This window comes from Solitalea longa (genome assembly GCF_002920915.1).
Taxonomy (GTDB): Bacteria; Bacteroidota; Bacteroidia; order Sphingobacteriales; family Sphingobacteriaceae; genus Solitalea; species Solitalea longa.
Genome location: NZ_PQVF01000005.1, coordinates 136,423 through 150,071, shown reverse-complemented (window position 1 = coordinate 150,071; position 13,649 = coordinate 136,423). Strand labels below are relative to the sequence as shown.

Genomic DNA, 13,649 nt, shown 5'->3' with positions numbered 1-13,649 from the left:
TTTGATTAAAATTTAACGTAATGCCGGTTCTTCTTTTTCATCGTCAGCAAACTTGTTGATGTAGGCCTTCCCGGTAATTTTTTCCTGAATAAACTGGAACACAATAAACAATACCGGAATGATGAATAAACCCAGAACAACACCTGCTAGCATACCTCCAGCGGCACTAATACTTATGGAGTGATTACCAATGGCCGATGGTCCGGTAGCGCGCATTAATGGAATTAAGCCAACCACAAAAGCTATGGAAGTCATAATAATTGGACGTAAGCGTAGCTGGGCAGCCTCAATGGCCGAACCCATTAAGCTCATACCCGCCCTGCGTCGCTGAATAGCATATTCCACAATTAGGATCGCGTTTTTCGCCAGCAAACCGATGAGCATGATAAGTCCTACCTGAACGTAAATATTGTTTTGGATACCGGTTAAGTTGATGGCCACAAATACACCAAGCATACCGGTTGGGATAGACAGAATTACAGCAAGAGGCACGATATAGCTTTCGTACTGGGCGCAGAGCAAGAAATAAACAAATAATACGCACAGTGAAAAAATAAGCACCGATTGTCCTCCAGAGTTTTTTTCTTCTTTACTCATACCTGTCCATTCAAAAGAGTAACCTCTCGGAAGCTTTCTGGACGCAACTTCTTCAACTCTGTTTAATGCATCTCCGGTACTAAAACCCGGTTTTGGCATTATGTTAACCGTAATGGAGTTGAACATGTTGTAGCGATCCAATGATTCTGGACCGTAAACACGTTTTAGTTTAGCAATCGTATTCAGGGGAACCATTTCGTCTTTGTCATTCTTAACGAACGCATTTGTTAATGATCCTTCAGTTTGACGATAAGGAGCATCAGCCTGCATCATCACCCGGTAATATTTCCCAAAACGATTAAAATCTGAAGCCATCATACCTCCGTAGAAAGCCTGCATCACTGCCATCAGGTCTTTTACATTTACGCCCAGCTGTTTTGCTTTTACCTGGTCAACTTCTAATTCAAATTGAGGATAATCATTTTTAAAAGTAGTATACGCAACAGCGATCTCTTTTTGCTGCATCAGCTCCATATTAAAGGCAAAAGCTGTTTGAGAAAATTTATTCAAATCGCCACCCGTTCTATCTTGCAGGACCATTTCCAACCCATCAACATTCCCAAAGCCGGGCACTGTTGGAAAAGTAAATACGAAGCATGAGGCTTCTTTAATTTGAGCAAGCTGCTGGTTCATGAGTCCAACGATTCCGTTTATATCGCTTACCTCTCCACGGTCTTTCATGTCCCGAAGATTGGCAAAGGCCATTCCGAACGAAGGGCTTGCGGAGTTGCTTAATAAGTTAAAACCACTTATCGCAATCACATCACTTACCGCAGGGATAACTCTCAAAACGCTATCGGCTTTTTTCAAAACTTCATTGGTTCGTTCCAGAGATGAGCCGGCAGGCAGGGCAATCGCTACTGCCGCAAAACCGTTGTCTTCATTCGGAATAAATCCTTTTGGAGTGGAGATCATAAACCAGATAGTGGCGATTGTAATTATAGCAAGTCCGCCTAGGGAGATCCATTTATGACGAATCAGGAACTGAAGGCTTTTAACATATTTAGTCGTCATGGCGCCAAACCCGGCATTAAAAGCCGAGAAAAACCTACCTGAAAAGTTCTGTTTATGTTGAACACCATTGCCATTAGCATGTACATTCTTTAGAAATAAAGCGGATAGTGCAGGACTTAGTGTTAAAGCGTTTACTGCGGAAATCAGGATTGCAATAGCAAGGGTAAAGGCAAATTGTCGGTAGAAAACGCCTGTTGGTCCGGTGAAGAATCCAACAGGTAAAAACACCGCGGACATAACCAGGGTAATGGAAACGATAGCGCCTGAAATTTCGCTCATGGCAGCAAAAGTGGCTTTACGCGCCGGCCAATGGGTTTGTTCCATTTTTACGTGTACGGCCTCCACTACAACTATGGCGTCATCCACCACGATACCTATGGCAAGTACGAGCGCAAATAGAGTAAGGAGGTTGATCGAAAATCCGAAAAGCAGCATGAAAAAGAATGTTCCAATAATAGCTACGGGAACAGCAATGGCAGGAATCAGCGTTGATCTGAAATCTTGCAAAAACAAGAACACCACCAGAAATACAAGGATGAAAGCCTCAATCAAGGTGCTTTTTACTTGTGAAATCGACTCGTCTAATTGTTCCTTTGTGCTGTAAATAGTATCGTAATGAACTCCTTTCGGGAATGCTTTGGCAGCCTTTGCAATCAATTCATTGATTTGCGTTTGAACTTCATTCGCGTTTGATCCGGCAGTTTGAAAAATTGCCACCATCGTGCTTTGGCGACCATTATTAAGTGTATTACCCGAATAACTGCTTGAGCCAAATTCTACTCTTGCAACATCTTTTAAGCGCAATATTGATCCATCATTATTCGACCGGATAACAATGTTCTCATAGTCGAGCGGCTGACTTAACTTTCCTTTGTACTTGATAACGTATTCAAAAGATTCTTTGCTGCCTTCACCAAATTTACCAGGTGCCGCTTCCAGGTTTTGGTCTTGAATGGCGTCTAAAACTTCCTTAGGAGATAGTTTATAGGAAGCTAACTGTTGTGGATTCAGCCAGATACGCATTGAATAATCCTTATTTCCAAAAATGATGGCCTGACCTACACCCGGAACACGTTTAATTTCTGGGATAATATTGATCTTGCCATAATTCTGTAAAAAGGTTTCATCATAAAGTTTATCATTATCAGAATATAAACTGATCAGCATAATGAAACTATTCAGCTGTTTTACAGTTGTAATTCCCGATTGAACTACCTCAACAGGCAACTGATTGGTTACCCCGGAAACACGGTTTTGTACATTAACGGCAGCTTCATCAGCATTAGTGCCAAGTTTAAAAAACACACTGACAGAAACCGATCCGTCATTACTGGCGGTCGACTTAATGTAAGTCATATTTTCAACACCGTTGATAGCTTCCTCGAGTGGGATTACTACTGAACGCAATACAGTTTCGGCATTAGCGCCCGGGTAGCTGGCCGTAACTTGTACACTTGGCGGCGCTATATCAGGAAACTGGGTAATTGGTAGGGTATATAAACCGATGGCGCCGAGCATCACTAATATCACCGATATTACTGTTGCCAGAACGGGCCGTTCTATGAATTTCTTTAACATGCAAATAAATTTTAAGCGACTAAAGAGCGGTTAATGCAACTGTTTACTATTTCATCGAAAGCTGAACTTTCAAGGTGCTATCAGCATTCATTGGTTTGGGAACGATCTTCATTCCATCTTGTAAATTGCCGATGCCGGTAAACACTACTTTATCACCTTGTTTAATTCCCGAAGTAACCACGTAGGTAGTGCCGCTTTTTCCCGAAACAGTGATGGGAGTTGCTTTCACCTTGTTGCTGTCGGCCAGCAAGTAAACAAAGATCTTATCCTGCATTTCAACAGTCGATTCTTGGGGAACCACTAAAGCCTCATTTACCGTTTGAACAAGCCTGATTTTTCCGGTATTGCCTGAACGAAGAATGCCGCCACTATTTGGGAATGTTGCTCTTAAACTGATCGATCCGGTGGCTTTGTCAAACTGGCCTTCACCCATCTGAACTTTTCCTTTTTGTGGATATTCACTGCCATCAGCCAAAATCAGGGTTACACCCGGCACATTACGCAGTTTCTCTTCCAATGTATTTCCCTGGTAACGCTCTTTGAAACGCATGAAATCGGCCTCTCCAACAGAAAAATAACCATAGATCTCACTTACATCTGATAAAATGGTTAACGGATCGGTTGTCGTTTTGCCAACTAAACTTCCTACGCGTTGTGTAAGTCTGCCGATATAGCCACTAACAGGGGCTGTAATGGTTGAATACCCAACATTTATTTGCGCTGAGGCCACCATTGCTTTTGCCGACTCAACATTGGCTTTTGCAGTTTGATAGCTGGCCTTCGCTGTTTTGAGCTGAACCTCAGAAACCACCTTGTTCTGAACAAGCGGAGTAAGCTTATCAATTTCTAATTGCGCATTAGAAAGATTAGCCTCAGCTGAGTGTAAAGCGGCAGTTGCTGTGTTCACCTGTTCCCGGTAAACCCGGTCATCAATCTTAAATAAAGGCTGGCCGGCTTTTACAAATTGTCCTTCATCCACGTATACTTTTTGGAGATATCCATCTACCTGTGGTCTTACCTCTACGTTTACCTTACCCTGGAGTGAAGTGGTAAACTCCGTAAAAGTAGTAGCGGTAGTAGGAGTTATAGTTAGCACCGGTAATTGCTGTGGCGGCATTTCTTTCTGCTGATCTTGTTGCCCGGATGATTTACAGCTAAAAAGCAAAACCCCTCCAAGTAAAAATGTTGAAGAGAAAAGGGCTGCTTTTGATATTTTCATATCCATAAGTTATATGTAGTTTATAGTTTATATATAGTTAGAATGAGATGTTTGTCACGTGTTTGTGTCGAATATTAACACGTGTTTTTTAAAAAAGTTTATAACTCTTTTTGCTTTTGCAGGTTTAAGTTACAAAATGCCTTTAAAATCAAAGTTTTTCGGAGTTACTATATGCGAAAACGAATAGAAAAGTTACTTGGGGTGCGATCGTAAGAGCTATAAACCTTATTTAAAAAGTACAGCTTAATAGAATTGTTTAAAAAAGCGAAAGCCATGTCTGCTTTAGGCAATTCATGGCTTCCAGTTTTGTTTTAACTTCAGAGAAATTATCCGAACATGTTTCCGAAGAAACCACCAATACCTCCTGAAACTGATTTAAGAATATTTTTATCGATTCCGATAAACGCTGCAAATCCATCTAAATCTGCAGTATGTCCTGATTCTTTAAACTTCTCAACGATTTTTTCAACGGCAAATGGTACAGTGAAATCAGTGATCCGTTGAGCTTCTCCGGCTTCCATTTCCATGCGAGAAGTGAAGCTTTCCACTAGTCCGCCTGTAAGAGCTGACATAATAGGATTGCTTGCTTCGGCAGGGTTATTTCCTGTTAAAAGCTCAATAACCTCGTTTAGCTTGCCGCCAAAAACTTGTTTTTTAATAGTATCAACCAATGAACCACTCACACACTTTAATGTAGGTTCCACCTTGGCTTCCTCTAAACCCAATACTGATTGAGCTTTCTCCGCAAATTCGCCTTTTATCGCGTTTACAATTGGTTCAAACATTTTTATAAAATTATTCGGGCTGAAAGTAGAAAAATTTCAGTAATAAACTATGCACGCATCTAACTAAAAATTGGCAATCTAAATTTAATTAAAACCAACCGCTTTTTTTTCTTCTTGTTGAAGTCGATAAACCTAAAACACCTAATAATCCACGGGTAACTTCTTTAATGATAGTTTGTCCCGCGCGACTATTTATCGCTTCTTCAATCATGCTGGGTTCTTCCGATGCCTTTTTCTGTTCTTTAGCTTCTTGTTTGGCCTGCTCCTCAGCTTGCTGTTGATTTTTAGACTCTTCTAATTTTTTAGTTAGAATTTCGAATGCGCTTTCACGGTCAATGTCCTGATTGTACTCCCTCGCAAGGCTCGATTTATCTACCAATGCATCCATTTCAATCGGTGATAAAACATCCATTCGCGATTGTGGCGGACAAAGAAGTGTATGAGCCAATGGCGTTGGAATTCCTTTTTCGTTTAACACCGTAATTAAGGCTTCGCCAATACCCATTTGGGTTAAAAGATCTTCGGTTTTGTAGAATTCGGTTTCCGGATAGTTTTCAGCGGTTAACTTAATTGCTTTCCGGTCAACAGCGGTAAATGCACGCAAAGCATGCTGCACTTTCATACCCAGCTGGCCAAGCACCTCATTAGGTATGTCGGTAGGTGTTTGGGTTACAAAAAACAAGCCCACGCCTTTTGAACGGATAAGCTTTACCATTGCTGTTATCTCCTCGAGCAGGGCCTTGCTTGCCTGGTCAAAGATGAGGTGCGCCTCATCAATAAAAATTACCAGTTCCGGCATATCTGCATCTCCGCGTTCAGGGAACTTTTGGTAGATCTCGGCCAGTAAACAAAGCATAAAAGTAGAGAATAGTCGAGGCTTAGTTTGCAAATCAACCAAACGGATAATGTTTACATAACCTCTTCCATTATCATCTTTTCTCAGCAGGTCTTCTACTTCAAATGACTTCTCTCCAAAAAACTTATCCGCTCCCTGCTCTTCAAGGGCTATTAGCTGACGCAAAATGGTTCCAACTGATGCAGGGCTTACTGATCCATAAGCAGATTCAATTTCTGCTTTACCTTCAGCAGTGACATATTGAAGCACCTTGCGTAGGTCCTTTATGTCTAGCAACGGGAGGCTTTTATCATCGGCATATTTAAAAACAAGAGAAAGTACACCTGATTGTGTATCATTTAAATCGAGGATACGCGACAACAAAACCGGGCCAAATTCTGAAATAGTGGCTCTTAATCTAACTCCTTTTTCATCTGAGATCGACATTAATTCTGTTGGAGTTCCTAATGGTTTCCATTCAACGCCTATTTTTTGGGCTCTTTCAGTGGCTTTTGTATTATTTGGGTCGCCAGCCTGACTGATACCGCTTAAGTCGCCCTTAATATCCATGGCTAAAATAGAAACACCTTTATCGGCGAGTTTTTCACAAATTACCTGTAAGGTTTTGGTTTTTCCGGTACCTGTGGCCCCTGCAATAAGTCCATGGCGGTTAAAGGTTTTTAATGGGGCCTTTACCTGGTTGTTTTCCAGAATTTCTCCATTTAAAATAGAGGTTCCTAAAATGATGCTGTCGCCCGAAAAGGTATATCCGGAGCTAATAACTTCGCGAAATTTTTCTTTATTATCCATCAGGAAAACGTATTATTAACTGGTTGTTTAAATTGTTAAGCAGCTAAATTTACACGAATTTACGCGACAAAAAAACCTACTTACCTCGATGATCAGAATTAAAATAATCTCCACATTACTATTAATGGGAGCAGGTCAGCTGGCCTATTCTCAGCAGGTAGCTATTCAGATTTTTAAACCAGATACTTCAACGAGTATCAGGGCTATAGCAGTGCCAAATGATTCAACAGTTTGGTTTGGTGGAAGCAAAGGTAAATATGGTTTCACAATCGATAATGATAACAGTTGGACGGTTATTCAAAAAGGAAATGATTTACGGAATGCCGAATTCAGGAGTATTGCAGCCTTGCCTTCAGGAGCCGTTTTTATGACTAATATTGGCTCGCCCGGTTACATACTTCAATTAAGCGATGATGGGTTTAACTGGCAGCAACGGTATAAAAATGAAGCTAAAGATCAGTTCTTTGACGCATTAGTTTTCGTGTCGGATGAAGTTGGATATGCTTTGGGAGATCCACTGAGTGGATGTATTCAATTATTGAAAACCAACGATGCCGGTAAAAACTGGAACCCGATAAACTGTAATGATTTGCCTGCGCTTGATAGCGGCGAAGCATTTTTTGCCTCCTCTAATACTTCTATGGATGCATTAGGTAAACATATTTGGATTGCCACTGGAGGGCCAAAAGCGCGTGTGGTTTATTCTGGTGATAATGGAGCTTCATGGAAGTTGTTTAAAACACCCATTCAACAAGGTTCAAAAATGACTGGGATCTTTTCACTTGATATGTATAATGAGAAGATCGGTGTTGTTGCAGGAGGTGATTACGACAATAAAGCTGAAACTAAAAACACCATTGCTTTTACCAAAGACGGTGGACGTACATGGAAAGTAAAAGCCAATCAACTGCCATTTGTTTCATGCGTTCAATTTATTCCAGGATCAAAAGGTAAAAAACTATTAGCGGCATGTTTGCCCGGCGTTTATTATTCAAATAATGCCGGACTTACCTGGCTAAAAATAAGTGATGAAAGTTTTTATACGCTCCGCATAACCCCATCAGGGAAAATTGCCTGGTTTGCAGGAGCGAAAGGGTTGATCGGCAAAATGAATTTAACAGATATAGGGGCAAACAACTAAGTTAAAACTTCCCTTTTTTAAGGGGATCAAGTAAATATTCTAAACCATTTAGTTTTATTTCGTAAATGGTATGCAGTAGCATACCCAGTTTACCTTGGGGGAAACCTTTTGAATGGTACCAAACAAGATATGGCTCAGGTAAATTACAGATTAAAACGCCTTTGTATTTGCCGTAGGGCATTTTCAGTGTGGTGAGTTCTTTTAATATCTCCGGATTCAAAATTTATAGGGTTATTTAGAGCGAAGATAGGATAGTAAAGAGAAACAGTATAAAACTTTGTAAAAACTAGAACGGCTCGATATTAAATCGAGCCGTTCTGCGTCAGTATGTATCGGAATAAATTATTTTAGCATAAAGGTTGATGTACCTAATTTAGAACCTTCGGTAAATAAATTTACTGTATAAGTTCCTGCAGCCCATCCTTCGCTGTTTAACCATTCAATTGCATAGTTAGGGTTGTTTTTAGCGTATACCATTGTTGTTGAAGTGGTATACTCAACTTTTTCTCCGCCTATTACTAAATCTTTAGGTGCCTCAGAAGCCGAAGTTGATGAAATTGTTTTACCACTTGGGTCAACAATTTGCATAAATACCATGTAAGGACCTTCTTGAGCAAGCTCGTTTGGAGCTACTGCAAACTCAGCAACCAATTTGTCAATGTTTTTAGCTTTAACATTGTCGATAAATTTACCGCTGTTTTTGCGTTTAAAGGTTTTAGCTGTTACCGAAGAAGCTTTAAGCATTGAAGCCAAGGTAACTTTATTGCTCAATTCAGTATTTTGAGACGATAAATCAGCGTTTTTCTTGTTAGACTCCTCAACATTTGTTTTTAGCGTGGTGTTTTCGGCAGTCAACTGCTCTTTCTCCTGCTTTAATGTTTCAATTTCAGCAAGATATTGATTGATGGTTTCTTTTAAAGTAGCAATTTCTTTTTTGGTTTTTGAAAGTTGAGCAGCTGATAACTTTCCGTTACGTAATGCTACCTCAAGTTCTTCAATTTTAGAAGTAAGTTCTTTTTCTTTTGTTTCTAAATCGGCTGTTAAAGTTTGGTTAGAAGATTTAACAGAGTTTAATTCTGTTTTAAGTTTTTCAAGTTCTAACTGAAGGGAAAGCTTCTCATCAGTAATGGTGATGAGTTTTGCTTCTTTTTCGTTCTTATTTAACCATAGGTAAGCATTTGCCCCTAATAATAGAACTATAATTCCTGCAAGAATGTAAATCCAATTCTTAGATTTTGATTCGTCTGTGGTCATGGTGTCTTCCATTGTTAATTGCTTTTGTGGTTCCTCTTTCTTTATTATGTTAACTATTTCTCTTTATGACAATACATTAACAGGTTTGATTAAAAACTCGTAATGTTTTTATCTACTTTTGCGCCCTGACAATATTTTAAGCAGAATAGAGTTAGGCTTAAATTGAATTCGAGTAACAAATACAAGTTTAATGCCAGCGCATTATAGGCATTTATACTGAGGTTTGTAAGCAATGTTACAGAAATATGTGCAATTATTTCTACGCATTGAGAAGATGAATGTTTTACCATTAGGTAAAACAAAATCGTAAAAGATATTATGAAGAAGAGATTAAGTTTGTATTTAGCGTTTATAGTTACCCTTTTATATATATATCCTGCCAGTGCTCAGCAAAATTATCCTCCAAAAAGAGAGTTGAGAGGAGTTTGGATTGCAACGGTTGCCAATATTGATTGGCCAAGCACTCCTTACCTTAGCTCCAATGAGCAAAAAGATGAGTTTAAATATATCCTCGACCAGCATTATCGCACCGGTATTAATACTGTTTTCGGGCAGGTGAGACCCAACGCTGATGCATTTTATGCTAAAAGCCGGGAGCCTTGGTCATATTGGTTAACAGGTCAGCAGGGCCGTTCTCCTTATCCTGAGTATGATCCTATGCAGTTTATGATAGAAGAGTGTCATAAGCGTGGAATGGAGTTTCATGCATGGTTTAATCCTTATCGGGCCACCCATAGAGGAGCCAAAGGTGCCGCTGCCCCTAACCACATTACCAAAAAGAAGCCGGAATGGTTCTTTAATTACGGGGGACAAATGCTTTTTAATCCAGGATTACCTGAGGTTAGAGAGTACATTGTTTCGGTGATTATGGATGTAGTACGAAACTATGATGTTGACGGTGTGCATTTTGATGATTATTTCTATCCTTATCCAGAGCCGGGACAATATATAGCCGATTGGGCCACTTTTAAAAAATATCCGAATGGTTTTACGACCATTGAAGACTGGCGCAGAAACAATGTCGATATTTTAGTGAAAATGGTGCACGACAGCATTGTTGCGGCAAAGCCAAAGGTGAAATTCGGCATCAGTCCTTTTGGTATTTGGAAAAACAGTTACCAGGATCCGGATGGATCGGAAACACGCGGAGGTGCTTCTTACTATAATCAGTATGCCGACACACGTAAATGGCTGGAAGAAGGCTGGGTTGATTATATGTTGCCTCAGGTTTATTTCAATATTGGTCATCCTAAAGCCGATTTTGAGACCTTAACCGATTGGTGGGCCAATAATTCATTCGGACGCCATATTTATATTGGAATGGGAGCTTATCGTATAGGAACTGATCCGTCGTGGCGCAATCCAAAACATATGTCCGATCAGATTAAGTTCACTCGTGCTTATTCAGAAGTTTCAGGTCAGGTTTATTTCAGCTCCAAATCTCTAACCCGTAATATTATGGGTTTTACAGATACACTTAAGAATAATTATTATCGATATAAGTCATTGCCACCAACAATGCCGTGGATTGATAGTATTCCTCCAAATGCTCCAGGACATATTACGGCAGAGCAAACTAATCCGGGTGTGGTTAAGCTTAGTTGGACCCAGCCTGAATTAGCTTCAGACGGAGATGCTGCCCGTGCTTACGTAATATATCGACTGGCGGAGGGAGAGATATTTGATATTAACGATCCACGGAAGATCATTGCAGTAGTGTATAACGAAACTTCATTTGTGGATACAGAGGCAAAAACCAAGCAAGTGTACACCTATGTCGTAACAAGCCTGGATCGTATGCAAAACGAAAGCATTGACCAATGCTTAATTTCGATTCCTGTTAATTAAGAAGGTTTCCAATAATATTTTCTCGCTCAAACTCGGTTATTAAACGCTGCTGAATAGGATTGCGTTTAATAATCGGGTTGTTGAACCAAAATACCGGGTCGTAAGGCAAATTCTTTACATTTTCATAATCATTTACCTCGGGGCTCATGTCATTCACGCTCAATTCTGGATCGTATTCATACACATAGAAAAAGCTGTCGGAGGTAAGGGTGATCTTCCTTTTTTTATAGATAGTGAACAATGAAACCTTAGTTTTAATATAGTCCACGGTAACCACATCTTCTGCCAGCTTTTTAAATCGTATTTCATAGTCCAACTTTGTTTTTTCTATCGTTTCCACATTTTGTCGCTCCCAGCCGCTGGGTGTAATTAATCGATTGTCTTTATCGACATATGTTCCCTGAACTTTTAAAATATCGAATGTTTTTTCATCAATATAGATATGACCGTATGTACTGTCATGTTTGTTTTTGGCACTTCGGAATAAAAGTTCAACTATCTGCTGACCAGAACTGGGATCTTCATACTGATTGGCCATTTCATAATAGACCCGTTGTTTACGAGGTTGATTTACAATTGCTTGTGATATGTCCAAGCCGGGTGTGGCATCAGCATAAACCTTTAAAAAACGGGTTATTACCGATTGATTATAGATATACACGCGGTTGCCCGTGTCAACATCTTTTATTCCGTAGCGAGCTTGCGTTAAATCCCAGCTTTTTATGCCATTATTATTACTGCAGATATCATAAAATGACTCCAGCACTTCGGTACAAACCGAATCATTATTGTTGAACTGGCGGTAAAAGGCGCGTCCGGTCAATTGATTTCTCCTCGATTTGATAGCCTTATTTCTGGTTTGCTCCACCAGTTTGGCTATGTCATCTTGGTATTTAACCTGCACCTCTCTCAAAGGGATTATTGTTGGATGAAGGGCTATAGATAGAAAGGTGGTATCCGGAATAGGAACCATTTTAGTTTCGTAACCCAAACACGATACTTTAATTAAAGCAGGTAGGCTGTCGAGATGAAGTTCGAAATAACCATTGTCGTTGGTCAACGTTCCGCGGCTTTTATCAAACAGTTCAATACTTGTGTAGGCTATGGGCGTTTTATCTTTCTGATTATAGGTATATCCCTGAACTATCACCTGCGCATGAACAAGGTTGAAGCCAAGAATCAGCAGTAGTAGAGCGTGCGTAAATCGATTCATAACCAATGAAATGCTATTAAAATATAGTCATAAATCGGCATAAATAAAACAAAAAAAAGCTGATAATAGTCTAATTATCAGCTTTTATAGGTTTATTAAAATAAGGAGTTTAAACCTTGATAATAATTTTTTTGCGCTGCATAAACATCATTATGCCTGTAAATACCAAAACCCAAACCAAGGCATGAATTAACGATGCATTGTTTGGAGAAAAGTAAGGTACTACAAACTGATTGTAAAGATAGGTCACTACGTTTTCCTGCTCTCCCACAGCATTTGTTACTTGTATTAATGCCAATGTTTTAACAAAAAATGCCGAAAGGAAGAATGCCGTTATGGCATTTAAACCAAAGGCCACAAATGGTTTGGTAAACCGCTTATAACCATAAACATCAATCAACCAATAGCAGCATCCAAACACCATTGACCCAAGTCCGGCAGTATAAAGCACAAAAGAGCTGGTCCATAACGATTTATTGATCGGAAAAACAAAGTTCCAAATTAAGCCGGCTATAACACCTGCAAAACCCAAAACAAACAGCCAGGCTATCTTTTTGCCATTATCGTTTTCTTTTTTCATCCAAATTCCACATAACACACCAAATAATCCAGTTGAAATTGATGGAAGGGTACTTAAGATACCTTCAGGGTCCCAGGTTTTTGATTGTTTCCAGGTATGGTCGGTTGTTAAAATTAAACGATCTATCCAGGCAGCTAAATTGGTTTCGGGTTCCATATTTGGATATCCAATTTCAGGAACCGGAACAAAATTCATTAATATATAATAGATCACCAACAGGCTGCCTGCGGTAATAGCAATGGTTTTTGGTTTTGCCTTTAAGAAAATAAAGGCAGAAATAAAGAAAACGATTCCTATGCGTTGTAAAACTCCTAAAATGCGGACTGTTGAAAAGTCGAATTTTGGATAAAGCGCCAAAAACAAACCCAGTCCAAATAGCTTAAGCGCTCGAATAGATATGCTTTTTATGGCTTTACTCTGATCTTCCAGTTCTTTCTGGCTCGTTAAAGCAAAGGCTATGGAGATACCCACAATAAATAAGAAAAAGGGAAAGATAAGGTCGGTTGGGGTGCAGCCGTTCCAATGAGCATGTTCTAAAGGTGGGTAAATGTGTGACCAGCTGCCGGGGTTGTTAACCAAAATCATGGCCGCAACGGTAATTCCCCTGAAAAAGTCTAATGATAATAGTCGCGGTTTAGCGACAACTGTGCTTGCTGTCATTTTTGGCTATATGGTTTGCGTTTTTTTTATTGAAGCTAGAAGTGCTATTTAATAAAATTTAAGATAAAAACAAAAATGCCGGCATTGCCGGCATTTGTTAACAAACCAATTTACC

10 protein-coding genes are annotated in these 13,649 nt (G+C 39.7%); 2 read left to right on the top strand and 8 right to left on the bottom strand.

The window, feature by feature from the left end:
• Positions 1-12 precede the first annotated feature (12 nt).
• The 4 genes from C3K47_RS08160 to C3K47_RS08145 form a co-directional block, all read right to left on the bottom strand.
• A complete protein-coding gene (locus tag C3K47_RS08160) occupies positions 13-3,189 on the bottom strand; it encodes an efflux RND transporter permease subunit (RefSeq protein ID WP_103788631.1) in 3,177 nt (1,058 codons plus the stop codon).
• 46 nt (positions 3,190-3,235) lie between these two features.
• Entirely contained in the window at positions 3,236-4,408 is a 1,173-nt protein-coding gene (locus C3K47_RS08155; protein WP_243392519.1) for an efflux RND transporter periplasmic adaptor subunit, read from the bottom strand.
• Between the two features lie 326 nt (positions 4,409-4,734).
• Positions 4,735-5,193: a hypothetical protein gene (locus C3K47_RS08150; protein ID WP_103788629.1), complete on the bottom strand. Its 459-nt coding sequence runs from the start codon at positions 5,191-5,193 to the stop codon at positions 4,735-4,737.
• Positions 5,194-5,281: 88 nt separating this feature from the next.
• Positions 5,282-6,838: a helicase HerA-like domain-containing protein gene (locus C3K47_RS08145; protein ID WP_103788628.1), complete on the bottom strand. Its 1,557-nt coding sequence runs from the start codon at positions 6,836-6,838 to the stop codon at positions 5,282-5,284.
• Positions 6,839-6,926: 88 nt separating this feature from the next.
• Here C3K47_RS08145 and C3K47_RS08140 point away from each other — a divergent pair, with 88 nt between their 5' ends.
• Positions 6,927-7,979, top strand: coding sequence for a WD40/YVTN/BNR-like repeat-containing protein (locus tag C3K47_RS08140; RefSeq protein WP_103788627.1), 1,053 nt, complete (start codon positions 6,927-6,929; stop codon positions 7,977-7,979).
• Position 7,980: 1 nt separating this feature from the next.
• Here C3K47_RS08140 and C3K47_RS08135 read toward each other — a convergent pair whose 3' ends face one another.
• Positions 7,981-8,202 carry a DUF3820 family protein gene (locus C3K47_RS08135; RefSeq protein WP_103788626.1) on the bottom strand — a complete coding sequence of 74 codons (222 nt, stop codon included), beginning with the start codon at positions 8,200-8,202 and terminating at the stop codon, positions 7,981-7,983.
• Between the two features lie 119 nt (positions 8,203-8,321).
• Entirely contained in the window at positions 8,322-9,245 is a 924-nt protein-coding gene (locus C3K47_RS08130; RefSeq protein WP_103788625.1) for a hypothetical protein, read from the bottom strand.
• A 306-nt stretch (positions 9,246-9,551) separates the two neighbouring features.
• Between C3K47_RS08130 and C3K47_RS08125 the strand changes: the two genes are divergently transcribed.
• Positions 9,552-11,081 (top strand): glycoside hydrolase family 10 protein, encoded by a 1,530-nt coding sequence (locus C3K47_RS08125; RefSeq protein ID WP_103788624.1) that lies wholly within the window; start codon positions 9,552-9,554, stop codon positions 11,079-11,081.
• Here C3K47_RS08125 and C3K47_RS08120 read toward each other — a convergent pair.
• Positions 11,074-12,294: a carboxypeptidase-like regulatory domain-containing protein gene (locus tag C3K47_RS08120; RefSeq protein ID WP_103788623.1), complete on the bottom strand. Its 1,221-nt coding sequence runs from the start codon at positions 12,292-12,294 to the stop codon at positions 11,074-11,076. The genes C3K47_RS08125 and C3K47_RS08120 overlap by 8 nt on opposite strands.
• 109 nt (positions 12,295-12,403) lie before the next feature.
• The gene (locus tag C3K47_RS08115; protein WP_103788622.1) at positions 12,404-13,534 is read right to left on the bottom strand and encodes an acyltransferase family protein; all 1,131 of its coding nucleotides are present in this window, start codon (positions 13,532-13,534) and stop codon (positions 12,404-12,406) included.
• Between the last annotated feature and the right edge of the window lie 115 nt (positions 13,535-13,649).